Here is a 23509-nt window from a genome sequence, read left to right as displayed (position 1 = left end):
AATCTTGAAATAAATCTACAGCTGCTATAATATACAACCTTAGTTAGATACATTATGTATCAACGACCATTCCTGTGCCTGCATTTTATAAGAATGTACCCAATATTGAAGCGCTTTTATGAAAAGAGGCTCTCCTATGCGCATCGTTCTTACGATTATCTGGGCTCTTGCCCTGTTTATCTTCACTTGCTCCGTTAACTTCAATCTGCTGATCCAATATCATATTATTGATTTCCAGCTTAATCCCAATCCCGATTGGTCGGAATTGCTAAAGCTTGATTTCCAATGGGCTAGCCACGACTGGATTTTGCGGAAAATAGGTCATTTTATCGGTTTCTTTATTCTTGCTCTGCTCGCTTCGAATTTCGGTAAATATAAGTCGGCTTTTTATTTGTGTATCATCTACGCCGCCTTAACGGAGATCCTCCAGCTCTTCTTCTTCCGGGGTGGCCGGATCTATGATGTGATTAACGACGCCTTCGGTGTTCTCCTGGCTTATTTTTGCTGTCTCATCCTGTTCCGTAAAAGCTCCAGGCAGAAACGAAACGTTAATCTTGTTATTTCAACCAATTCCAATCATCCAAAACACGAAGAAAAAAAACATTGATACGTATTGTATCATGTTATATAATGACTACGATACAATAGGTATCAAGTAGTGATTGTTCTGGTCCAATTGGAGGAAATTCAAATGAGTGCTATTGCCGGTATCTATCGTTTTAATGGGGAAGCGGTCCAGTCGGAGCACGGCGGACTTATCATGGAGGCTTTGAGGCAATATCCGGCCAACCAAAGCAGGTTATGGAACTTGAATCACGTCATGTTGGGTTGTCATGCACAGTGGATTACGGAGCAGTCCGTCCATGAGCGTTTACCTTACTACGATTCGAACCGGGGGCTTGCCATAACGGCTGATGCCATTATCGACAATCGCGATGAATTAATGGATCAATTGCAAGTGCCGCATCATTCAAGGCAACATATGACAGACAGTGAAGTTCTGCTCCTTGCTTATGAGAAATGGTCCGAACGAATGCCGGAACGGTTAGTGGGGGACTTTGCTTTCATCATTTGGGACGAGAGAAAGCAGCTCCTTTTCGGAGCCAGGGACTTCTCAGGCGCAAGGACGCTCTATTACCATCATAATGAGCAGCAGATCTGCTTCTGTACGGCCATCAATCCTTTATTTTCCTTACCTTTCGTACATAAAGAGATCAATGAAACATGGCTGGCTGAGTTTCTGGCGATCCATGGCGTTTTTGAACCGCCGGACGTATCCACTACGATTTACAACAACATCCTTCAGCTACCGCCATCTCATAAAATCATCATTAAAAATGATAACGTATCGGTTACCCGATACCATAGCCTCTCGGATGTCATTCCTTTGCAATTAGCATCATCAGAAGAGTATGAGGAGGCTTTCCGGGAAGTCTTCAACAAAGCCGTAACCGCACGGCTTCGGCGAACGAATCGAAATGTCGGAGCCCATCTTAGCGGAGGATTGGATTCAGGTTCGGTGGTTAGTTTTGCGGCCAGAGCGTTAGAGCATGAAAACCGTTCGTTACATACCTTCAGTTACGTGCCAGAAACCGGATTTGTGGATTGGACGCCGAAGCACAGGCTTGCAGACGAGAGACCTCTCATTAAGCAAACGGTACAATTCGTGGGGAACATTAACGACCACTATTTGGACTTCTCCGGAAGAAGTGCTTTCACGGAAATCGATGATTGGCTTGACATCCTGGAGTCTCCCTATAAGTTTTTTGATAATTCGTTTTGGCTTAGGGGCATTTACGAGCATGCAGAACAACGAGATATCGGGATTCTGCTTAATGGGGCCAGAGGAAATTACAGCATCTCTTGGGGACCTGCGATCGAATATTACACCAAACTCCTGAAGAACCTCAAGTGGCTTCAGCTAACGCAGGAAATTAAACGATATAGCAGGAACGTTGGAGTGGGTCGCAGACGACTGTATTCCATTGTCGGTCGTAAAGCCATCCCGGTACTGAAACAGCGAAGCTCTTCAATCGCTTCCGGCGATTTCCCACAGTTAATCAATACCGATTACGCCAAACGTGTCGGTATTTATGAAAAACTCCATGACCTTACGTTTACGGGAATCGGCTCGACAGATGATCTGCCTGACGACCCCTTAGAAGCGAGAAGAGTGCATTTCGAAAGAGTCAACATGTGGAGCGCAACCGGTACAAGTAACTGTAAACTTTCTCTTCGTTATTCTCTATGGAGCCATGATCCCTCCAATGATCTAAGAGTTATTCGGTTCTGTTTATCAACTCCCATGGAGCAATTCGTTCAGAAGGGGATGGACCGTGCATTAATTCGTCGTTCTACGAAAGGCTGGCTCCCTGACTCCATTCGTCTCAACCATCGAACAAGAGGGATTCAAGCAGCAGATTCAATCCACCGAATGCTAAGTGACTGGCCTGTGTTTTTAGCAGAACTGGACCGTGTATCCCACGATTCCCGAATGCAGCAGATCATCAACATGCCTGTCATACACGATGCCTTAGCCGAAGCCCGCCAAGGGATCAGCCCGAATCAAGCCTACAATCCCTCCATTAAACTGCTTATGCGCAGCGTAATTTTGTATCGATTCCTACAAAAAAATTTCTGAAAGGAGGTGAATCTATATGAAAAAGGAATGGAGCGTACCTGCTTTGGAGGTTCTTGACATCAAAATGACCATGGCTGGTCCTGGTAGTGCGATTCCGGATGCAGTGCAACCGGATCCGGATGAAATGGTTCACACCAGCTAACATATAAAGTCATCATGTTCTGATAAAAAGAGCCCCTATACGCCTGATCGGGTATATGGGCTATCTTTTTTATTCGCATATTAATCATTGGAGTGAGGACCATGCTTCAAACGTTTAAGCCAACCGCATATAAGGCCTTCGGGTTTTCCATCCATAGTGACATTCCCCTGCCTGAGTTACAGCCCGCCGTCCTCCCGGATGCTTTCGCTGATATTGTCATCCGTTATGCTGATCTGACCGAAAGATGGCTTGGAAGACCTGATAAATCAAATAAAACATTCATATGTACCGAAGATATGGTCATGTTCAGAGTACCTGAACTCGCTGTTTTTGCAATAGAGGGCGGGACGACCATTTCTGTCTCCCCAGAGAAGGGCGCCGCAGAGGATAAAATCCGGCTGTACGTGCTTGGATCTTGTATGGGTGCCCTTTTACTGCAGCGCAAAATACTCCCCCTGCACGGCAGCGCGGTAGTCATTGACGACAAAGCCTATGCTTTCATCGGCCACTCCGGACACGGGAAGTCGACGCTGGCCTCTGCCTTTCTGCAGAAAGGATACCAATTGGTAACGGATGACGTCATCGCTGTAACGCTGGATCAGCAAAATACTCCTTATGTAACGCCAGCTTACCCTCAACAAAAGCTTTGGCAGGAAAGCCTTGAAGTTTTTGGAATGGACTCCCGTCATTTCCGACCTTTGTTCGATCGTGAAACCAAGTATGCCATCCCCGTCTCATCCCAGTTCTCCAATAAGCCCCTGCCGCTTGCTGGCATCTTTGAGCTCGTTAAGACGGATTGCCGCGAACTGCATATACGTGCGGTTGATAAATTAGAGAAGCTGCCACTGTTGCATCGTCATACCTATCGAAACCAACTTCTATCCGGCAGCGGATTAACGAAGTGGCATTTTGACATCACAGCGCGCATGTCCGGCAGTATGGCTATGTACCAGATTCAGCGTCCATTAAACGAACATACCGTGCATCAGCTAACGGCCCTGGTCTTAGATGCCATTCGCGAATAAACATGAACTTCATGGGTCGTTTATCGAATCATATCCTTCATCCCTCAAACACCCTCAATTACATATGCCCCCCTCTATATAAAACATCCCCAAACGACAGGTTTGGGGATGTTTTCACGATTCTACAGCTCAACTCGATAAGCCAAGGCCTTGTGTGCGTTACACCTTTTCGCTGTTCCCAAAATCACATTAAATTACCACTGATATTAATTAGGCCTATAATGAGAATTAACACTTCTAGGTTTATAACTTTGAATTGAATTGTAAAAAGGAGCCCCTTATGAATCCCTCTGAAATCGAACGAATAACCGATATTCTTCCTTGCCTATCCACGGTTTCACATCATGATTGGCATCACGCTGAGCTCGTGTCCGTAGACCCTTCTACTCCGCATGCGATTCAAGAGGGCCATATGCTGCAGCACGCGATGTTTATGGTGAAGGGAAGCGTCCGAATTCATAAGATTAGTGAGCAAGGAAGAGAAATTACCTTATACCGAGTCCAAGGCGGGCAAAGCTGCGTGCTCATGATGGCAAGTATTCTGGGAGAATCGGAATATGAAGCCTCGGCTTCAATTGAAGTGGAAAGCGAAATTTTGCTTATTCCGGTAGGCGTATTTAAAGAATGGATGGATCATTACAAACCTCTTAGACAATTTATTTATCAGCAATTTGTCCAGAGAATAACGGCCGTTACGGACCTTCTCGAGGACATTGCATTTAAACCGATGAACTATCGACTTGCCCATTTTTTATATACGAATACGAATGACGATCTAACAGCATTGAAGATTACGCACGATCAGTTAGCCGTAGAGCTAGGAACAGCCCGGGAAGTCATTAGCCGCATGCTAAAGGACTTTCAAAACCAAGGAATCCTGTCGCTATCTAGAGGGAACATCCGTCTCATCGACCGATTGGCTCTGGAAAAGATCATCCAGCAATATCGATCGTGACTTAGTCACGGAAAAGGATTCGATACCCCGCTAAGATGGAATTAATTCCAATGATGCGGAGGTATGATATGAAAAATGTCGGCGGTATCGACCGGTTATTCCGGTTCATTCTGAGTTTCCCTCTTCTATATGTTCTTTTTTATCTAGATAGTAACTGGAGGTACATCGGTCTAATCGGACTTGTCTTATTGTTTAATGTCCTGACTCGAATCTGCTTCATCAACCGTATATTCGGGATCAATTCCTGCCAGATTAAGAGAGGGACAGGTGAGAGACCGCTATGACCCATTATTATGACTCTTCCAACTTAAAGAAAATTCCCGAACTCATGCAGCTTGCCCCCGAGGCCTCCGCCTCTTTTCTAGCCTTTGAAAAAGATGCTTACCATACACTCAACCACATCCCGTTAAAGACAAAAGAACTGATTGCCGTGGCCATCGCCCATGTTACAGGATGCCCTTATTGCATCGATGTTCATGTGAAGAAATTCAAGCAATTAGGCGGTACACGAGAAGAAATTCTTGAGGCTGTATTCGTAGCAACGACTACTCGCGCAGGCGCCATCCTTAGTCACGCCACCCATGCATTAGTGGCATACGACACCACAACAACTTCCCAAGACGACGCGCCGCAAAATGAACCTCCGGATCAACCAGAGTGTTTTTGCTAGCGCTGTTCCTAACGGCTTGATGCATTAATAAGTATGTTCCTGTTTCAGAACATGAAGAAGACACTGGCCTGCGGTCAGTGTCTTCTTCTGTATGGGGGATCTTCTGAGCTGTATCATTTACACGTTCATATAAAAGCACCCGCTCTTTGCGGGTTTAAGCTATGGAAAGGAGGGGAGTCGCTCCCCTGTCCGAAGACAGCTAAGGGAATGCATGAGATAATCTCACTTTAAGCATCCAGTGGAAGGCTTTCAATAGCCGTGAAAAATACGTCCAGCAGCTCTTTATCAAACGTTTGCTTTACGTATTCCGATATTCGCGCTAGCTCTTCCTCGCCGTTATATTCCAGGCATGCACGCCCTTCACACCATAATACCGCACAATGAAATCGTTGCTTCACATGCTCAATAACATAGTCTTGTTCCACACATTCGTGAATTGCTGCTGCCAAACGTCTCACACCCTTTCATCACTTTAAGTTCTTGCATCACCCTTATTATTCAAATTTCAAATATATTTTCGATGACATTCGTCACACCTATTGGATACCAGCAACATGCAATTAATTGGTGTATTCATATTGTTATCGAGGAAAAAGGGGTATCCAACAGATCCCCGATCCGTTGGATACCCCCTGTATTTCTGGATTTACACCCGTTTAAATTCAATCCAGTCGATCTGCAAGCCGGGCTTGACGAAATCCAGCTTCATTTCATAATAGCCCGCTTCCAGCTCCACTTTGACAAGCTTCTGCCTAATCCATCTGCCGTCGGTACCATTCGTTTGAATCGTGGTTACCGGTTGATCGTTCAGCGTTACGTTGCACGCGCTTTGGGCCAGTTCGGATTCCGGAGACATAATGCGCACAATGATCCGGTACTCGCCGGATTCTTCCACCTTCACATAAGTCGACCCCACTGCAGCCGGCTTTACTTGCGTGCTCTCCGATAAAGTTTGTGCTTGTTCCGGCGCGAGAGAAGGAGCGGATTTAAAAGTACCTACGGCTTCCTCGATCACCTGTTTTCTTGAAAATACCGGCGCATGCATCAGGAACTGACAAATGTTCATGGCGTTGCGCTGTAACTCTCCACGAGTCAGCGTACCATTTTCCAAGGATGCCAAGGTATTGTCTTCCCATGCATTGATTTCCGCACCGTAATTCATAACCACCATGTAGAGATCATTTTGGGCGCGGACCATCCAGTTCGTGTTTTTACGATCAGCTGGGCCTCCGTTCACTACGTCGTTCATAATGGCCCACCAGTCGGTCATTACGATGCCCTGGAATCCCCACTCTCCCCGTAGAATAGTGGTATTCAAATCATAATTGGAAGCCGCCCAGTGTCCATTGATCGGGTTATACGAGGTCATGATGGAGTTTGCCCCGCCCTGCTTCACCGCGATTTCAAAGCCTTTCAGATAAATTTCACGAAGGGCGCGTTCGGACACGACAGCGTCGACTTTACTGCGATGCTTCTCCTGGTTGTTGCAGGCAAAATGCTTCAGGGTGGCATTGGAGCCGCCCTTCATAATCCCGCGCGTGCATGCCGCAGCAAATACTCCCGAGATCAGCGGATCTTCCGAAAAATATTCAAAATTGCGTCCATTCAGCGGGCTGCGCCGAATGTTCAGACCCGGTCCAAGTAAAGTATCAATGTTGTAGCTAAGTAACTCTCGGCCTTCCATGACATAGAGCTCTTCGACCAACTCATTGTTCCAAGTTGCCGCAAGCAGAGTTCCAATAGCCACCTGCGTTGCTTGCTGTCCGCTGTCCATCCGAATCCCGGACGGCCCATCCGCCGTACAAGCCACCGGAATACCGTAGTCGAGCAAGCTGTCGCTCACGCCACCAAAAGCCGAGGCTGTTCCCGCCGTAACCAGCGGACTGCTCATGCCTTCTCCTCTGACGATGACCGCCAGATCTTGATCGCTTAGTTGAGCGATAAAGGCTTCCAAACTGACTTTTCCCTCATAGACGTCCCTTAAGGTATAGCCTCGATTGCCCGTTTGCTCCAAGGTAAGCGGCAGGTTTTGGTGAATGCGCTCCTCCATGTTAATCTTGCGCTGGGGCACCTCTGCATATGTCAGTTCGTATGAGCCGTCTTCCTTGCGACTGCCCGGCTTCATTCGGGTGAAGCCTTCCTTTGGAGCCATGGCTTCCTGCAGTTGCTCCACAACTTGCAGCGTTTCTACAACGTAACCATCTTGGCCATCCAAACCGATAGGCTTCACATTCTTCACGCTGGTTCCCACATACAAACGGTAGGTTCCGGCCTCCAAGACATAAGCGGAAGCCTGTCCCGTCACACCGGCGTCATCATAGGAAGCCATGGCGTGGACCGGGAAGCTGATCGTGAGCGTCTGCGAAACCCCCGGCCCAAGCTCCTGCGTCTTTCCGAATGCCGCCAACACTTTGGCAGGCTTACCCAGGACGCCTTGCGGCGCTTCGTAATAAACTTGCACAACCTCTTTACCTGTATAGGTGGTTCCGATATTTTTTACGTTTACTCCGATTTCAATGTATTGTGCTCCCTCTCTAACCACCAACCTAGCTTCTTGCGGCTCGATTTCAAACGACGTATACGACAAACCGAAGCCGAATTCATACTGGACGGCAGCGGGTCGAAACGTTTCGAAAAAACGGTAACCCACATAAATATCCTCTTGATAAACATTCTTTAGCTCGTTGCCGTAATTGCGGGTAGATGGATAATCCTCGATCGAATAAGCAATCGTATCGGTCAGTTTGCCGCTAGGCGTCACCTCGCCAACCAATACGTCTGCAATGGCGTTGCCGCCTTCCATGCCACCGTGCCAAGCATAAATCACAGAAGAAATCGGGTGCACATAACTATCATCGCGCATCCAGCTCATATCGATAATGTTAGATACATTCAGCACCACAATGGTTTGCTCGAAGTGCGTTGTCACCTGCTGCAGCATGGCTTTTTCTTCGGACGTTAACTGGTAGCTGCCCGGCTCATTGGCATTATCCTGATCTTCACCAGCTGTTCGCCCAATAACAACAATCGCCTTGTCGGATGCCTGTCTTGCTGCGGATACCAGCTCATCGGTCAAAGGCATTTCCTTCTGATGCCACGGCTCAGCCGCCCAGCCGCCTCCGCCATTATCGAAAGGGTTTTGTTCAATCCACTGTTCATAGGCAGCTGCCAATTCTTCGTTGACGGTGATGTTCTTCTTATCCCGAAGACCGCCGAGCAGATTCGTTGTATGGGAAACATGAACGCTCCCGCCCGAACCCGTACCACTGCGGTAATAATTAATTTGCGTTCTGCCAAAAACAGCAACGGTTTCGTTCGGTTGAAGGGGAAGCACCTGTCCTTCATTCTTTAACAGTACGGCACCTTCGGCAGCGACCTTTCGGCTAAACTCAGCAAAGCCTTCCAAAGGAGCTCCCATTCTCTGTGTACTCAATATATTCCCTCCCGTTTGTTTTCTCCTGTATCCAATTGATAATGAAGAAAGATTAGTAAATGCCTGACGAATTCCAACATTAGGTATGAGGCATCTATGTACTATCATAGTAACAAATTCTGTATAGGAATATGTGAAAAAGTCTTGAAGTTGCTGAAAAGAGTGCAGTTTCGGTTGAGGGATCATACAGATAATAATTTGTCTATTGAATAAACACAATCGTTGAGGACTAAAAACGGGTATGATAAGATAAGAATAGAAATAAGGACGGTGTGCCAACCGTCCTCAGTACAACATCTTGAGTGGAATTCCCTCCAAGATCATGTGTGATCAGAAAGTAACCCACTTCGGCGACAACCTAAGAGTGGGTTACTTTCGTTTATCGATGTAAGTTAGCAATGCCAACAGGAATAACCCGAAGGTAAGCACTTCACCAAACGAAATGTTCATCGCATCACCTCCTTTCGGAGGTTGCGCCCACTCAAGGTGTGTTGTACATTCCAAATTATAGCATATAAGCCCTGAAATTTTCGGGGCTTTTTCTTTCACCCATAAACCATTACAATCCTATCAAATACAATAATTTAAAGGATATCATAATACTGTTGCAATGAAATCTCTGCTTTAAGTGCTCAATAACATAATCTTGTCCCATACATACACGAATCGTTGCCATCAAGCGTCCAAGAAGATAAAACGATGACTTTCATCAATGGTGTATCGGTTGAATAGAATCCTCATGCTCTCTGTAGATCTACGACACGTATAACGTATATCCGTACAACGGCCAGCACATAATAATCCTCATTAACCTATACAAGTATACAAGGAGGATCTTTCAATTGAGCACAAACCAACCAGACAAGAACCTAATCAACACGGTGAAACAGCTGGCAGAGACACCCGTGAACAGCCAAGAGGCCCAGCAACAGCAACAGGCCCGCAACGATCGCCGGAAACAAGCGCTGCATGACAGCGATGACAAATACAAAGAAAATGAATCCAAGAACTATCATTAGGCGTCAGTAACGTCTGAACTCAATTAACACGCGTTGTTTACCTTCCTTTCGAATGTGAAAACGTAAAAAGCGACCTATCACGGTCGCTTTTCTAATGGTACAAATTGAATAATATCCACCATTACCTCAGATATTCACCGACTCAATTGTCTTTATCGAGGGCCTTCTTTTTGCTCATTAATTAACCTAAGAAAGCAATGGAACGTTTTACTTTTCTTGCAAATGCAATGGGATCATCGATCGACTCCCAGTGAATATACATTAAACGCGGGTTCTCAAACAGCCAGTGATTGTGGACCGCTGTCACTTTAATCCCATTTTTGCGAAGATTGGTCAGCAATTGATTTACTTGACTTTGTAAGAGAGCGGTTTCCCCTAAACAAAGTGCGCGACCGGAACTGTCCAGGTTTTCAAACGAGAATAATTGATAACGGATCAAAGGGGAAGTCGTCCGTCTTCCTAAAATAGATGCTCTTATTCTCCGATTTCTGGAGACAAAACAAACCGGTCCTTTTGTTATTTCATGTTCCGTTCCGCCTAGAATGGCCGAGAATTGGTTACATAATCTTCTAAAGCGAGGACTTGCCTTCACTTCCGCCATACGAAATCATCCTCTCATTAAATGATAGAAAGACGAGCGATACCCCTCAACGGCATTAACCCAAGAATGCAATGGATTCTTTTGTTTTTCTTGCAAACGCAACAGGATTGTCAATAGATTCCCAATGCATATACATTAAGCGAGGTTGTTCTTTTAGCCAGTGATTATGAACCGCTGTTACTTTTATCCCACGTTTTCGGAGATTGGATATCAATCGATTCACCTGATTTTGGTGTACGGCAGTTTCACCCAAACAAAGCGCGCGGCCCGATTTATCAAGAGATTCAAAGGAAAACATTTGCATTTGAACCAAAGGAGAACGCGTTCTTCTTCCCAAAATGGTTTCCCTTAGGTTCGTCATACGCGTGACAAAACAAACCGGACCTTCTTCAATTTCCGATTCGCCGCCTAGGATTCTTCCAAATTGGGTACAAAGCCTTTTAAATTGTGGGCTTACCTTTTGTTCCGCCATTATAAATCCTCCTTTAATCATATTCAAAGTATCCTATGATCAAAGGAGAAAATTGTATTGGACACATTTACAAGAATAATAAAATTGGCGAAGTTCTGTGGGGGAATTAAAGAGAACGGGTTAGTGGAGAAGGGATCAAAATTCATAAAGGAGTAGTCATTGGTAGCATGATGAGCCACATATGTATTGATTCGACTGTGAGAACGGCAAATCGCTTAGGCTATGAGGCCGCCTTGTATAAACTGGTACCCATTGTCTGGACACTTTAAAAAGGTGCGGGCATGGGTACCTTTTGTATTATAAATTCCGTCTTTCCTTGGGTATCTCACGAATAACATTTAGTATGCCTACACCTGGCAAATCGCTTCAACTTACCTCCGATCCGATCTCAATATCCTCGGGAATATTCCGGGCTTTCTTTGAGTTGAACGATATCATGGCCGGTTGGGTTTTGGAAGGCACGTAACCCAAATGTCGGCGCAACGGCAAAAATGTGATCAAAGATATCCGCTTGAATCGATTCATACACTCCCCAGGCGGTATCATTACTGAAAGCATAGATTTCCAACGGCAGTCCGTTATCTCCCGGCGCTAACTGTCTGACAATCAGCGTCATATCCTTATGGATTTTCGGATGATTCCGTAGATACTGATGGATGTATTCCCTGAATACGCCCACATTTGTAAGCTGTCTACCATTCACTTTGCTTTCCGTATTAATCTGGTGTTCGATGTTGTACGCGTTGATTTCATTTAATCTGGTCGTGATGTAATCGGTAAGGTAGTGAATCTTCTGAAATTCCTCAATCATTTCCTTTGTGCAAAAGCTTATGCTGCTCGTATCGATATAGAAGCTGCGCTTAATCCTTCTACCACCGGATACTTGCATGCCTCTCCAATTCTTGAACGAATCCGAGATGAGAGCGTAGCTCGGAATCATCGTGATTGTCTTATCAAAATTCATCACTTTTACCGTATTCAATGTAATGTCGATTACATCGCCGTCCGCATGATATTTAGGCATTTCAATCCAGTCACCGACACGCACCATATCATTCGATGATAATTGTACGCCTGCTACCAGGCCCAATATAGAGTCCTTGAAAACTAACATCAGAACGGCCGATAAAGCACCAAGCCCACTAAGAATGATCAAAGGATTCTGACCGATGAGGTTCGAGATGACCACAATGCCGCCGATGATGAAGAGAACGATCTTTACCACCTGAATGTATCCCTTAATCGGCCTAATCTTGGAGACCTCAAACGAACGATAAATGTCATCAAAGGCATTAAGCAGGGCATTCAACACCGTGATGGTTACGATAATCATGTATGTCATTGCTGCTTTTTCAATCAGAATCTGGTACGCCGGAAAGATGGACGCCGAAAAATAAATAATGATTGCCGGCACAAGATGCGACAGCTTGTGGAACACTTTTTTCTCCACGATGATATTGTCCCATGTGTACCGATTGTTGTTGACGATATGAATAATCGTCTTCAGCACGATTTTTTTGGTAATAAAATTGGCCAGTATGGAGACCACAGCGATAAAAACGACCATGATCATATTCGAGAGATATCCAATGGTTGGTTCGCTCATGCCATATCCGTCTAGTTGATTTTTGATAAAGTCCATTGTTTCCTCCTGACGCAGTTTAAGATTAGCCTATTATTATAGAGGAGATTCTAGTACTTCGCAAAGTTCAAGATAATACATTGCTGGGTTGATTTGGGATGCGTGGGGTGTAAGACTGTCTGTTTGAAAAGAGAGCACCGGAAGGGTGCTCTCTTAGTCTGATTCGATATGGCCGAGGGGTTCTAAGATTATTGATCCTTCTTTGGCAGGAAGTACAAACAAAATATCCTCGATTGCCGTCTGATTTCCGCTGCCAATTCTTATCGTGCTTAGATTATCCATGGTACGGGCATTGGTTTGAAAATCCTGCTGCCATTCTGCAATCAGCTGCTGCTGGTCGGATGAGAGCTCGTCATAGAGAGGGGAGGCAGGGGATTCACCAACTGTCAGCCGATTCCACAATTCTTCAGTGATCACAACCTTGGATTCGGATAAAGTCATCCCTTCAGCCTTCGAAGGCTTCACTCCATAGAAACGTACAAGCTCCTCTTCCCAATCCTGCGGCTCTGTCCAGGATAGAAAATGAAGCGTGTTATTGTCAAACAAGTGATACAAATACCGCTGCTGCAGCTCGTGGATGGTCAGTACTTTGTTAGAATTCCGATCCGTAATCCGAATGCTCGCTCATGTAAGCAAATCCTCCAGTACAGATCTATTTCGTTTCCTTTCCGTTACGGCTGATCAGCCCCCGCAGGCGCTTCATGGCAGACTGAATTTCGGTATCGGTCAACAAATAATACGTATTCACAGTCCAGGTCTCTCTGTTTTTCAAATGAAAAATCAGCACAGGAAATTTCGGAAGCAGCCACTTCCGAATGGAAGGGCCGCTGTAGCTGATGCTTGTAATCTCCGCCCAGGCTACGGTCCGCGTACCATCTGAAATGGAATTTTGGTCGTAGGTGAGCAGCTGCGTGTCTGATTTCAGCGCCTTTGGCAAGCTGACAACCAAATATCCTCCAAAAAACGGAATCCCTATTATGGCTGATGTGATACAAAAAAACTTACGAATAAAGGAGGTATCCATAAAAAAAGCCGCGTACAGCAGAAACAGACAGGCCAGCACAAACAGTAAACTGCCAAGTGATTTGCCCCATGCCACGGATTTCCGATAAGATATCGCGTTCATGATTTAGCGCCTTCCTGAAATTATTTGAACAGTCCGCTAATCCAGCGAACTCCCTTTTCGACCACTTTAGCTGCACCATCACCGACAAAGGCTCCACTCGTACCGCCTACATAGGAACCGATGGCCGCACCAACCGGACCGCCAATCATCGCACCGACGGCTCCGCCTGCTACAGCCCCGCCATAGGTCGCGGCTTGCCTCTTGCCAGGTTCTTCAAGAACGTATTGTTACCCTTGCCTTTAACCCATGGCGCATTATGAATTTTAGCTCGGGACGGATTTCTGGGATCTACTCTGAATTGTACCGTCTTAATTAAGACTAAGGAAGCGCCTACAGAGCTGTATAGGAGAGTTCCCCACTTCTCCAGATTATCTCTTGCTTCAAGCGAGCTGTCTAACACGTTTTAGGTTTGATCAATCGGATCGGCGCCCGTCCTTGCCTGTAAAGAAGCTTGAGTGGCATCGGCCTCCGTCTCGCTTGGACAACAAAGGCTGTCCTTCAAGTAGATATTCTACTTGAAGGACAGCCCTCTTTTATGGAAAGGACGATTTAATTGATCAAACGAAACTTACGGAGAGAGTATCCGTTTTTGACCTGTGAGTTCCTGAATCGGCTTAATGTTTTGAGTGAATTCAAGCGTACCTAGATAGGTTCCTGCTTCATCCCTTACGGCAAAATAGCGAATGTAGACAAATTTATCTTTAACCGGGATCCAGAAATCTTCTGCATCTTTGACACCTGCCTTGAAATCAGCAAGCAGCTGATTTACAACGTGAACGCTTTGCGGAGGATGGCAGTTCTGAACACTTCTGCCGATTACCGCTTTGGTACGAACGAAGATTCGTTCTTTTCCCTGTGAAAAATATCGAACGATATCATTTTCATCGATAAAGGTTATGTCGACTGGTAAATGATTTAAAATGGATTCCATCTGTCTGACCGATAAAATGCCTGTACTCATTCGGATATATCCCTCTTGCAGCGGAGAAGACTCCAATCCCTGACCTGCGCCAGGTTCAGCTGCTCTTTCAGGATTCCATTCTTGATCCGGCGCAATTAAGCAATATCCGACTTCTTCGCTTTGGGCAGCAATTTGAAGCCATTCATCTTCCGTCAACTTTTCCAGAGCCATAGGTAATAAGATATGTTCCTCTTTATAGATCATTTCTGTTACTTCGTTTAAGACGCGTTTTGCAAGGTCCACTACGCTCTGCGCATTGCCCTCATAATGAGTGAGTTTGGATTTCACTTCTTTTATTCCCATTCGAATACCGTCATCTACTGCCCACATCACCTTGGTCGGTCCATAAATTCCGTATTTCTCGAGAAAAGGAAACAGCACATTTTCTTTGCGGCTGTAGTGCTTATCTACATCATAGAGGAGACTGAAATCCTCCAGCAATTTGAGGCGATTTGCCTCTCCCTGATCCTTCAGAAATTGATCCAAATGCAGCGCGATTTTGAAATTTGCCAGTCGATCGATTTCTTGGTTCTCCATTTTAAAGGTATGCACTGGATGTCCAGGCTGCTCTTCGGGTTTATGAGCTCTATGAATGTCTTGGATGGAACCTTTGAATACAGCAGCATGCACGCTGCACAGTCGCTGTACTTCGGTTACCGGTATTCCTTCCTCTTGCATCAGCACTTGCTCCAGCTCCGAAATTTCATCAACCGATATTTCTCCAACAGCTTGGTTAAATTTTGACTTTACTTCCTCCACGCTTTTTCCATGGTGCAGCTCTTTAATGATATCCTTGAGCATATTTATACGGACGGTTCGATGAGCAGAAACTCCATTCTCACGGTTATTAATTAATTCACTCATGTTCTTCACCTCGGTTTTATTTCTATATCAAAAAGATCAACTTCTCTCTTGTTTACACCTTTAACGTAACATCCCCATGCTGCATGACTTGTGATTAAAAGCACAAATAAAATGGAATTTGATTGAACAAAGAAAGGTGATCCGTCTTCTTCGAAAAATCCACTTAAGGCGATCAAAAATAGCATGGTTCCCACAGCATGTTGCCCTTTTCGGTTTCTTTCCAGTTTTTTTGTGACCTCAGCGTACAAAACTGCGGGAAGGATGTATATAGAAATCGAGGTAAGCTGTATCTACAGGCAAATAAGTTGCAAAAGAGACGGTAAGCTCCCAAAGCTCACCGCCCAATCATCGGTTGCAGCACACGCCGCTGTATTATGTTTATTGACTATTCCTCCATGTTTTTCTTCAAAGCCTTTAACCCCTCATTGATTTCTTCAGCCACTTTTTTATCGTTGTTCCATGAGAGCAGACGAACAAAGGCATAGATGACTGCGATTTGCACGGCTAAAATGAGTACATTAGATACACTGTTGACTATGCCCACCATAGCTGCAAGGGAGATCAATATTGTTTCTAACGCCAAAAAATGAATGATTAATCTTATGCGCATATTGTTCTCGCTTGCAGAATTCCTATTCCTAGGATTAGTTTCACGCTCTTAATAGTTCTCATTAACTATTGCAGTGTATAGAAGCCTAATATAAAATGGTATTAAATTCCTTTTAATTCCATAATTGATCCAAAATGTGATTCACTTCTATTTCCCTTCGATAGATATAGATGAAAACGTTTTTTTATTTAAATCGAGTAATATTCTCATCCCACTTCGCATCTTAGTGTAGATCCATTCAAAATACCACATTATCCAACATCAACGTTTATTTTACTACCTACGTCAGCAATCCCCTCTTATTCACCAACACAATCATTTATTACACCAACCATTAGTTATTTATGTTCACTTATTGAGCATACATATTGACCTGGAAGGAGGTGAGAAAGTACGTCGTTATGCAATCAAGGTACGAATGATCGTTTGGTTCTTCGTGCATAGTTTATCTAAAAGAGGAGGTTTTTTTATTGATGTTAACCCTACGTTTTCCCAATTCCGGACTAATTAAGAAGGTCTTGGCTGGCGGTCTATTAATGACGCTCGCTGTTATGGCTCTATTCTTATTCGAGTCCAAAGCATCCGCTCACGGATATGTAAGTAATCCGTCCAGCCGTGCGGATTTATGTGCAAGAAGAATCAATACGAATTGTGGACTTATTATTTATGAACCGTATAGCTTAGAAGCAGCAAAAGGATTCCCGGCAGCAGGTCCAGCCGATGGTAAAATTGCAAGTGCTAACGGCTTGTTCGCTCCACTTGATCAGCAATCCGCAACTCGTTGGACAAAAGTAAACATTTCACCTGGACAAACGACTTTTGACTGGAAGTTAAAAGTGCCTCATGCAACAGCTAGCTGGAAATACTACATTACCAAGCAGGATTGGGACCCGAATGCACCATTAACTCGTGCATCCTTCGACTTAACTCCTTTCTGTAATGTACCGTATAAGGGCATGCCGTCCAATACTTATTCCGACACTTGTAACGTACCGAGCAGAACGGGATATCAAGTCATCCTCGCCGTCTGGGAAATTGCGGACACAGGAAATGCATTCTATAACGTTATCGATGTGAACTTCACCGGTGGTGGAAATCCAGATACAACAGCGCCAACTGCTCCGACAGGAGTAACAGCTTCCAATGTTGCAACCACTAGTGCAACAATTTCTTGGAATGCTGCTACTGATAATGTTGGCGTTACGAATTATCGGATTTTCAACGGCTCAACCCAAATCGGTTCCACAAGTGCATTGAATTACAATCTAACAGGCTTAACACCTACTACAACCTATAACATTACCGTTAAAGCAGTAGATGCTGCTGGGAACGTATCACCCGCCAGCAATCCTGCTTCCTTCACCACACTAGCTGTAGTAGGTCCTGATACGGAGGCTCCTTCAGCACCTACAAGCTTACATGTGATGGGTACAACTACATCTACTACAGTGCCTTTAATGTGGAATACTTCAACGGACAATGTGGGTGTAACAGGCTATCAAGTGTTCCAAGGCTCGACATTAGTCGCTACGGTTTCGGGTTCAACGCTTGAATACACGGTTACAGGTCTGTCGCCAAATACGGCTTACTCCTTTACTGTAAAAGCTGTTGATGCCGCTGGTAATGTATCCGCTGCTAGCAATATTGTCAATGTAACGACACCTAGCGCACCTGTCACATACCCTGCCTGGGATGCATCCACGGTTTACGTTGGTGGCAGCAAAGTAACCTATAATGGTGTAAATTATGAAGCGAAATGGTGGACGCTAGGTGAAACTCCAGGAAGTGCAGATGTTTGGAAATTTATTCCTTAATCTTCTGACTTTCATTAGAAAATGACTACGGAATTTTTCTGTAGTCATTTTTCTTATCTTATATTTATCCCATCCAGCTAATATCAGCATGGAGGACTCCGAGAAGGTCCGTTCCATCATGAAACGGAAATCAACCGGTCATAGGAGTACATCATCCTAGACAAGTCTGAAGGAGTAGGTAAACCTAAAATTTCTAATCATGCTTTGTTTAACATTCACAATCCCATTCAACAGCTTATAGTGTTTCCAGTTGGTATAGATCGTTCAGCATCAGGATTCTTCTTTATCTTCGTTGTGCGGGAAATGATGACTCCTAGGACTTGCGTTTTCTCCTGAAAGCTGTACAGCTTCTTTTTTTGATGATACCGCGTTGCTTTGATCGACTTCAAAAATATCGAGCAGGAACATAAAGATCGGAATCCCGATAATAAGCCCCCAGATCCCCATGAAGTGCTGGGAGAAAATAAGAACAATAAAGGTGTAGAACATCGGCAGCTTCGTTTTGTGAGCATACAGCTTCGGATTTAAGAAGTATGTCTCAACTGCATGGATGAGCAAAATCATAACAATCGCCCAAATGACGGTTGAGATACCGCCAATCTGGTAACCGATAATACTGATCGGAATGAAGGAAATAACAACACCGACTACCGGGATAAGGCTTAGTAAAAATACCATAATCGTTAGAGCGAACAAGTAAGGGTAACCCAAAATCGACAACCCGATAGTCGTTAGAATCGTGTTGAACAAGGCGATCATCAGTTGAACCTCGATCACTTTACCGAAGGAAGAGGTGAATTTTTTGCCAAAATATTTAAACTCATTGTAAGCCCAGCTTATTTTGCTTTTGCTCAACTTATCTGTAAAGTCATTGACTGTTTTCTTCTGGATTAAGTAGAAGTAGCTCAATACAATAACAAAAATGATAACCTCGGCCCATTTGCCTATCTTCAGAATATAATTTAATGCCTGGCTTCCGTATTGCTCTAATTCCAGCTTACCCAGCGCGGAGGAGACAAGCTCAGCAATTTCATCCGACTGAGGTGTATTCACGAATCTGATAATGGAAAAATATAAATCGGAAATTTGACTAATGAGCTTCGGAACATAATTGACAATTCCGTATACAAGCCCAAATATTAAAGCCCCATACAATATCGTATTAACGACTATAGACGATATAGGAAACAGCTTAGATATTTTCTTCGTAATAAAGTGCTCTAGGCGTCCCATGACGAAGGTAACAAGAAACAGCAATAACAGCAAATTGAGCATACCTCTTAAGCTATAAAGCAATAAAACGACAAGTAAGAGGAACAGAATTCTTCTTACTATATGGTTAGCAAAAAACTCCCGCAAAAAATTCATTCGCTTCCCTCATTTAATTATATTTTAGTGATCTCAAGATTTACGGATGAACCTGGAGAGTCACAATACGAAAGACTTGACTTCCGACCGCTGTTGACAGCATGACATTACTTCAGTTCAATTATATATGAAAATTGTTACATTCGAAAATCTCATCAACAGCTTAATAATTAATAAATAAAACACACACCATTTCTACCGCTCCAAAACACAAAGATTAGCAGCTAATGAATGGGTGGGTGATGCGGCTCTAGTGGCCCGTGCCTTTGCTACGGTACAAGGAAATTTGCGTCAAATTCAATTATTTTGCACGGATCGTTATACAATCGCATAGACAAAAGCCCGGCCTCACACGGTCGGGCTTTTCATGGTATCTTTTAAACCTGTCAGACGAATTTCGTTAAGCTCTTCAGTTGTCTAAATAAATCACGCTTCAAGTAGTGGAGTTTAAAAAAGAGAGCTTCTAAAGCTCTCTTTGGGCTGACTGCATCATCCCTTGAGTGGGGTGATCCTCTGGGTACTCGTAATATTGCGACTGAACGGGCGCATGTATGTGTGCTTCCATTGGCGGCACTGACGGCTGCTGATATGGCTCATCCACATACAGGATTCTACGCTGAATTTGCATGAGCCCATTCACGACGCGCAGCGCGACCCAGAAAAGGATAAGGCCAATGCCTGCGTACAGCAGATATTGCTGATTATAAGTCCAATCTATATGAAAATAACTAAACACGCTATTCTCTAAAATATCAAGCTGCATTTCATTCATCAAAATGATATGGACGACTGGAAGAGCAATTAATCCGAGTCCTAGTGAAATCGCCGTTACCATAATAACAAAGAATACAATGCCTGTTACAAATCTTAATAATACAAGCAGCAGATTTCGAATGAATAACCCACCCTCAAAGCCTCTCACCATCCGCTTCAACCAGTTCTCCCCAGCTTCAGATTGTTGATTGTAGGTATACGAAACAGGAGGAGTAGGTAAACCTAAAATTTGTCTAATCATGCTTTGTTCAAAATTCACAATCCCATTCAACAACTTAGCTACTCCAAAAAACAGCGGTATTCCGATAAATATTGGAGTCAAACCGATGGATAGTGTAAGTCCCGTTATCGCTACTGTAAAATAAATAATCCCTAACGGGAGAGATAGCAAGAAATAGAGAATCGTTGCATAGGTTTTTGGATTAAAAAGCACCCAATTCACCTTGCCTGCCCGCGACGTTGCAGCCGCTTCTGTTGCCTTCATATTCAAACACCCCTTATGGCTTCTTAAGTCACGCTCCGAGTAATAAATCCATTATATCCGCTTTATTGGGCTGACATAACCGTCTTAGGGGGTATCTGAACCTAGACTTTAGACTAGGGACTGGCCCGGCTCAGATTTAGGTGCCCTCTACCTTAACCTTCTATATATTGCGCATTTAAATGCTCAACCACTTCTAGCATATTCTAAAAAATAATATCAATCTTTTTCCATGATGCCTCTAAGTTGATCAGCAAGTGCCACCGCGGCGGAATAGCCGGAGCTCCAGGCCCATTGCAGGTTATAGCCACCGCAATCCCCATCCACATCCATCACCTCGCCGGCCAAATAGAGCCCAGGCACGAGCTTCGATTCTAGCGTTCCTTCTCTTAACTCTGTCGTATCGATGCCGCCGGCTGTCGTTTGGGCATTCGGGAAACCATTGGTATCGGTCACGATGAAATCCCAATGCTTCATGAGGCGACACAAGGCTTTCCTGGTTTTCCACGATAGATCCTGACACAGCAGGTTCTGGTCCTGATCGATTCCCGCCTCTTTCAAGAGGATGGGGATCAGCTTCTTGTTTAAAATCCCGATTAGGGAAGCAGCCACCGTTCGGTGTCCAAACATTCCCCAATGCGTATCCAGAAAATCGACGACCTCTTCCTCTGTTCGGTCTGGCATCAAGTCAAGCGATAAGGTCACCGTTTCTCCTCTTGCGAGTTGATATGCAGCCTTTCGGCTTAACTGGAGAATCGGCGGGCCAGAAGCGCCATATTTCGTAAACAGAACCTCTCCATACTCACTGCGGATGACTTCACCATTTACAATGATATTCCCCCATCCCTCGAATTTAACTCCGGAAAGTTCATTCAGATATGGGCTATCCAGCTTCAATTGAACAATCCCGGGTACAGGATCGATCAGGGTATGTCCCAGTCGTTGGGCAAGTGTGTAACCGGAGCCATCCGTTCCTGTCTTTGGAGCGGTAAGGCCGCCCGTACAGAGGAAGAGATAATCGCTGGTATATGTGACCTTTTCCTCTGTTTCCGTCTGGCACACAATCGTGAATCGCGGATGTTCCTTCGACACGGTAACGTCCAATACTTTGGTTTTGAAGTATATCGGAACATTCCGATCCTCCAGTGCAATCCGGAAAACTTCTAACACCGATGCAGCCTGCAGCGACATCGGATACATTCGGCCATTCTCAATAGCGATCAGCGGAAGGCCGAGTGTGTTAAAGAAATCGACAGTTTGCCGAACGCCGAATTGCTGCAGCACAGGTAGCGGAAATTCCGCTTGATTACTGTGATATTTACTGGATAAATTGACCGCTTCGTCCGTACCCGTCGCCGTGGATTTATTCGTAATGTTACAACGCCCATTACCGGTCGTTAGTACCTTCTTTCCGACCCGGTCGTTGCTTTCAATGATCGCAGTATCGATCCCTCGGTCTCGCGCAGTAACGGCGGCCATAAGACCTGAAGCGCCTGCACCGATAATGAACAGCTTGTGGTGCATCGTAGATTTCGACTTATACATAGGTGTTGAATTCATTCCTTTTTCTAATGGCTTCATCTAAAAATGCGTTTCCCTAACGCCATCGCGGCCGCATAACCGGAGCTCCAGGCCCATTGCAGGTTGTAACCCCCAAAGTCCCCGTCGACATCCATCACCTCGCCGGCCAAATAGAGCCCAGGCACGAGCTTGGATTCCAGCGTATCTGCGACGAGCTCTTTCGTAGCGACGCCGCCGGCTGTCGCTTGTGCATACTCAAAGCTTTGGGTTTCGGTTACTTTAAACTCCCAACACTTCAATAACTTATAAAAGATCTTTTTGGTTTTCAACGAAAGATCTTGGCAAAGCAGGTTCGGCTCTTGATCAATTTTCGCTTCCTTCAGCAGGACGGAGACCAGTTTCTTGTGTAAAAAACCGACGAAGGACTCCGCGACCGTCCGATGCGCGAACGTTCCCCAGTTCGTCTCCAGGAATTCGATAACCTCTTCCTCCATGCGGTTCGGCATCAAATCTACGGATAGGGTAACGGAGTCCCCTTTCGCGAGATGTATGGCTGCCTTCCGCCCGAGCTGCAGGATCGGAGGGCCGGAGAAACCGTAATCGGTGAAATGAATTTCGCCGACTTCGCTGCGAACGATTTTACCATTTACAAGGAGGTGGGCTCGTCCCTGGAGCTTGATGCCCGATAGCGCCTTCTGATAGGGATACTTCACCTTCAATTGCACGATGGCCGGAACAGGCTCTACCAAGGAGTGCCCCATTCGCTGGGCAAGTGTATACCCAGACCCGTCCGTCCCCGCATTCTGGCCGGTAAGACTGCCCGTACAAAGAAACAGGTATTCGCTGGTATAAACAACCTGCTCCTCTGTTTCAGTTCGGCATGTAATCTTAAATCGTGGATGATCTGCCGATACGGTGACATCCAGCACTTTGTTGTTAAGGTATACCGGAATGTTCCGCTCCTCTAGAGCAAGCTCGAAAATATCCACCACAGATGCAGCCTGTAGCGACATCGGGTACATTAAGCCCTCTTTCAATTTTGTAAGCGGCAGCCCGAGCACGTGAAAGAAATCAATGGTCTGACGGATGCCGAATTGCTGCAGCACAGGCAACGGAAATTTAGCCTGACTGCTGTGATACTTGCGCGATAAGACCACCGCTTCGTCGTCCGTACCCGTCGTAGTGGAATCGTTCGTAATATTGCAACGACCGTCGCCTGTCATTGAGATTTTTTTCCCAATCCGGTCGTTACCCTCCAGAATGGCGGTATCAATACCCAAATCCCGCGCAGTAACGGCGGCCATGAGTCCTGATGCGCCTGCGCCGATAATAATCAACTTGTGGTGCAAATAATCGTGCATGGTTGGTCAATGCACCCCTTGCCAATAGA

At 45.1% G+C, this 23509-nt stretch carries 23 protein-coding genes; 9 read left to right on the top strand and 14 right to left on the bottom strand.

Translation table 11 applies throughout. The features are described from left to right. Positions 1–136: 136 nt before the first annotated feature. The 7 genes from CRG97_RS01710 (at position 137) to CRG97_RS01685 (ending at position 5433) form a co-directional block, all read left to right on the top strand. Entirely contained in the window at positions 137–607 is a 471-nt protein-coding gene (locus tag CRG97_RS01710; protein WP_076322570.1) for a VanZ family protein, read from the top strand. Positions 608–691: 84 nt separating this feature from the next. Further along, positions 692–2641, top strand: coding sequence for an asparagine synthase-related protein (locus CRG97_RS01705; RefSeq protein WP_098741458.1), 1950 nt, complete (start codon positions 692–694; stop codon positions 2639–2641). Between the two features lie 16 nt (positions 2642–2657). Beyond that, positions 2658–2783, top strand: a complete 126-nt coding sequence (locus CRG97_RS32845; protein ID WP_114149298.1) for a paeninodin family lasso peptide — start codon at positions 2658–2660, stop codon at positions 2781–2783. A gap of 101 nt (positions 2784–2884) precedes the next feature. Further along, positions 2885–3808: an aldolase gene (locus CRG97_RS01700; protein ID WP_098741457.1), complete on the top strand. Its 924-nt coding sequence runs from the start codon at positions 2885–2887 to the stop codon at positions 3806–3808. Between the two features lie 280 nt (positions 3809–4088). Next, a complete protein-coding gene (locus tag CRG97_RS01695) occupies positions 4089–4763 on the top strand; it encodes a Crp/Fnr family transcriptional regulator (protein ID WP_098741456.1) in 675 nt (224 codons plus the stop codon). Positions 4764–4798: 35 nt separating this feature from the next. After that, positions 4799–5047: a YgaP family membrane protein gene (locus CRG97_RS01690; protein ID WP_343225181.1), complete on the top strand. Its 249-nt coding sequence runs from the start codon at positions 4799–4801 to the stop codon at positions 5045–5047. Next, positions 5044–5433, top strand: coding sequence for a carboxymuconolactone decarboxylase family protein (locus CRG97_RS01685; RefSeq protein ID WP_098741454.1), 390 nt, complete (start codon positions 5044–5046; stop codon positions 5431–5433). Before CRG97_RS01690 ends, CRG97_RS01685 begins: the two co-directional genes overlap by 4 nt. A 227-nt stretch (positions 5434–5660) precedes the next feature. Here CRG97_RS01685 and CRG97_RS01680 read toward each other — a convergent pair whose 3' ends face one another. Continuing rightward, positions 5661–5882 carry a hypothetical protein gene (locus tag CRG97_RS01680; RefSeq protein WP_098741453.1) on the bottom strand — a complete coding sequence of 74 codons (222 nt, stop codon included), beginning with the start codon at positions 5880–5882 and terminating at the stop codon, positions 5661–5663. Between the two features lie 197 nt (positions 5883–6079). Next, entirely contained in the window at positions 6080–8851 is a 2772-nt protein-coding gene (locus tag CRG97_RS01675; protein WP_481856173.1) for a glycoside hydrolase family 3 C-terminal domain-containing protein, read from the bottom strand. Between the two features lie 857 nt (positions 8852–9708). Between CRG97_RS01675 and CRG97_RS33145 the strand changes: the two genes are divergently transcribed. Next, a complete protein-coding gene (locus CRG97_RS33145) occupies positions 9709–9885 on the top strand; it encodes a hypothetical protein (protein WP_202618849.1) in 177 nt (58 codons plus the stop codon). Between the two features lie 181 nt (positions 9886–10066). Here CRG97_RS33145 and CRG97_RS01670 read toward each other — a convergent pair whose 3' ends face one another. The 8 genes from CRG97_RS01670 to CRG97_RS01635 all read right to left on the bottom strand — a co-directional run bounded on the left by CRG97_RS01670 (position 10067) and on the right by CRG97_RS01635 (position 16161). After that, entirely contained in the window at positions 10067–10486 is a 420-nt protein-coding gene (locus tag CRG97_RS01670) for a DUF1259 domain-containing protein (RefSeq protein WP_098741451.1), read from the bottom strand. Between the two features lie 55 nt (positions 10487–10541). After that, positions 10542–10958 (bottom strand): DUF1259 domain-containing protein, encoded by a 417-nt coding sequence (locus CRG97_RS01665; protein ID WP_098741450.1) that lies wholly within the window; start codon positions 10956–10958, stop codon positions 10542–10544. A gap of 388 nt (positions 10959–11346) precedes the next feature. Next, positions 11347–12600 (bottom strand): mechanosensitive ion channel family protein, encoded by a 1254-nt coding sequence (locus tag CRG97_RS01660; RefSeq protein ID WP_098741449.1) that lies wholly within the window; start codon positions 12598–12600, stop codon positions 11347–11349. 153 nt (positions 12601–12753) lie between these two features. Then, a complete protein-coding gene (locus tag CRG97_RS01655; RefSeq protein ID WP_237566249.1) occupies positions 12754–13146 on the bottom strand; it encodes a hypothetical protein in 393 nt (130 codons plus the stop codon). A gap of 106 nt (positions 13147–13252) precedes the next feature. Further along, on the bottom strand, positions 13253–13726 hold the full coding sequence (locus tag CRG97_RS01650; protein WP_098741448.1) for a DUF5381 family protein: 474 nt from the start codon (positions 13724–13726) through the stop codon (positions 13253–13255). 20 nt (positions 13727–13746) lie between these two features. Continuing rightward, the gene (locus CRG97_RS33960; protein WP_272914345.1) at positions 13747–13875 is read right to left on the bottom strand and encodes a hypothetical protein; all 129 of its coding nucleotides are present in this window, start codon (positions 13873–13875) and stop codon (positions 13747–13749) included. 419 nt (positions 13876–14294) lie between these two features. Next, positions 14295–15551: a DUF438 domain-containing protein gene (locus CRG97_RS01640; protein ID WP_098741447.1), complete on the bottom strand. Its 1257-nt coding sequence runs from the start codon at positions 15549–15551 to the stop codon at positions 14295–14297. 385 nt (positions 15552–15936) lie between these two features. Continuing rightward, positions 15937–16161, bottom strand: a complete 225-nt coding sequence (locus CRG97_RS01635; RefSeq protein WP_098741446.1) for a DUF3021 family protein — start codon at positions 16159–16161, stop codon at positions 15937–15939. A 473-nt stretch (positions 16162–16634) separates the two neighbouring features. Between CRG97_RS01635 and CRG97_RS01630 the strand changes: the two genes are divergently transcribed. Next, a complete protein-coding gene (locus CRG97_RS01630) occupies positions 16635–17975 on the top strand; it encodes a lytic polysaccharide monooxygenase (RefSeq protein ID WP_098741445.1) in 1341 nt (446 codons plus the stop codon). Between the two features lie 270 nt (positions 17976–18245). On the opposite strand, the gene CRG97_RS01625 is transcribed toward CRG97_RS01630, so the two are convergent. From CRG97_RS01625 to CRG97_RS01610, 4 genes are all read right to left on the bottom strand, one after another. Next, complete coding sequence (locus CRG97_RS01625; protein ID WP_098741444.1) at positions 18246–19343, bottom strand: AI-2E family transporter; 1098 nt, start codon at positions 19341–19343, stop codon at positions 18246–18248. A 463-nt stretch (positions 19344–19806) separates the two neighbouring features. Then, positions 19807–20601, bottom strand: a complete 795-nt coding sequence (locus tag CRG97_RS01620) for a sensor domain-containing protein (protein WP_098741443.1) — start codon at positions 20599–20601, stop codon at positions 19807–19809. A gap of 216 nt (positions 20602–20817) precedes the next feature. Beyond that, positions 20818–22179 (bottom strand): BaiN/RdsA family NAD(P)/FAD-dependent oxidoreductase, encoded by a 1362-nt coding sequence (locus tag CRG97_RS01615; protein ID WP_237566248.1) that lies wholly within the window; start codon positions 22177–22179, stop codon positions 20818–20820. Next, positions 22176–23480 carry a BaiN/RdsA family NAD(P)/FAD-dependent oxidoreductase gene (locus tag CRG97_RS01610; RefSeq protein WP_098741442.1) on the bottom strand — a complete coding sequence of 435 codons (1305 nt, stop codon included), beginning with the start codon at positions 23478–23480 and terminating at the stop codon, positions 22176–22178. Before CRG97_RS01610 ends, CRG97_RS01615 begins: the two co-directional genes overlap by 4 nt. Positions 23481–23509: the final 29 nt, after the last annotated feature.

This window comes from Paenibacillus sp. EZ-K15 (assembly GCF_002573715.1).
Taxonomy (GTDB): Bacteria; Bacillota; Bacilli; order Paenibacillales; family Paenibacillaceae; genus Paenibacillus_AQ.
Note: the sequence above shows the minus strand (reverse complement) of the source record. Positions and strands in the feature narration are given on the sequence as shown.

Coding starts and splice junctions, on each gene's coding strand:
- CRG97_RS01685 (WP_098741454.1), top strand. CDS start 5,044: ATGACCCATTATTATGACTCTTCCAACTTAAAGAAAATTCCCGAACTC.
- CRG97_RS01610 (WP_098741442.1), bottom strand. CDS start 23,480: ATGCACGATTATTTGCACCACAAGTTGATTATTATCGGCGCAGGCGCA.
- CRG97_RS01615 (WP_237566248.1), bottom strand. CDS start 22,179: ATGAAGCCATTAGAAAAAGGAATGAATTCAACACCTATGTATAAGTCG.
- CRG97_RS01660 (WP_098741449.1), bottom strand. CDS start 12,600: ATGGACTTTATCAAAAATCAACTAGACGGATATGGCATGAGCGAACCA.
- CRG97_RS01635 (WP_098741446.1), bottom strand. CDS start 16,161: ATGCGCATAAGATTAATCATTCATTTTTTGGCGTTAGAAACAATATTG.
- CRG97_RS01690 (WP_343225181.1), top strand. CDS start 4,799: ATGGAATTAATTCCAATGATGCGGAGGTATGATATGAAAAATGTCGGC.
- CRG97_RS01640 (WP_098741447.1), bottom strand. CDS start 15,551: ATGAGTGAATTAATTAATAACCGTGAGAATGGAGTTTCTGCTCATCGA.
- CRG97_RS01705 (WP_098741458.1), top strand. CDS start 692: ATGAGTGCTATTGCCGGTATCTATCGTTTTAATGGGGAAGCGGTCCAG.
- CRG97_RS01630 (WP_098741445.1), top strand. CDS start 16,635: ATGTTAACCCTACGTTTTCCCAATTCCGGACTAATTAAGAAGGTCTTG.
- CRG97_RS01670 (WP_098741451.1), bottom strand. CDS start 10,486: ATGGCGGAAGTGAAGGCAAGTCCTCGCTTTAGAAGATTATGTAACCAA.
- CRG97_RS01650 (WP_098741448.1), bottom strand. CDS start 13,726: ATGAACGCGATATCTTATCGGAAATCCGTGGCATGGGGCAAATCACTT.
- CRG97_RS01620 (WP_098741443.1), bottom strand. CDS start 20,601: ATGAAGGCAACAGAAGCGGCTGCAACGTCGCGGGCAGGCAAGGTGAAT.
- CRG97_RS01695 (WP_098741456.1), top strand. CDS start 4,089: ATGAATCCCTCTGAAATCGAACGAATAACCGATATTCTTCCTTGCCTA.
- CRG97_RS01675 (WP_481856173.1), bottom strand. CDS start 8,851: ATGGGAGCTCCTTTGGAAGGCTTTGCTGAGTTTAGCCGAAAGGTCGCT.
- CRG97_RS01665 (WP_098741450.1), bottom strand. CDS start 10,958: ATGGCGGAACAAAAGGTAAGCCCACAATTTAAAAGGCTTTGTACCCAA.
- CRG97_RS01700 (WP_098741457.1), top strand. CDS start 2,885: ATGCTTCAAACGTTTAAGCCAACCGCATATAAGGCCTTCGGGTTTTCC.
- CRG97_RS01625 (WP_098741444.1), bottom strand. CDS start 19,343: ATGAATTTTTTGCGGGAGTTTTTTGCTAACCATATAGTAAGAAGAATT.
- CRG97_RS33960 (WP_272914345.1), bottom strand. CDS start 13,875: ATGATTGGCGGTCCGGTTGGTGCGGCCATCGGTTCCTATGTAGGCGGT.
- CRG97_RS32845 (WP_114149298.1), top strand. CDS start 2,658: ATGAAAAAGGAATGGAGCGTACCTGCTTTGGAGGTTCTTGACATCAAA.
- CRG97_RS01710 (WP_076322570.1), top strand. CDS start 137: ATGCGCATCGTTCTTACGATTATCTGGGCTCTTGCCCTGTTTATCTTC.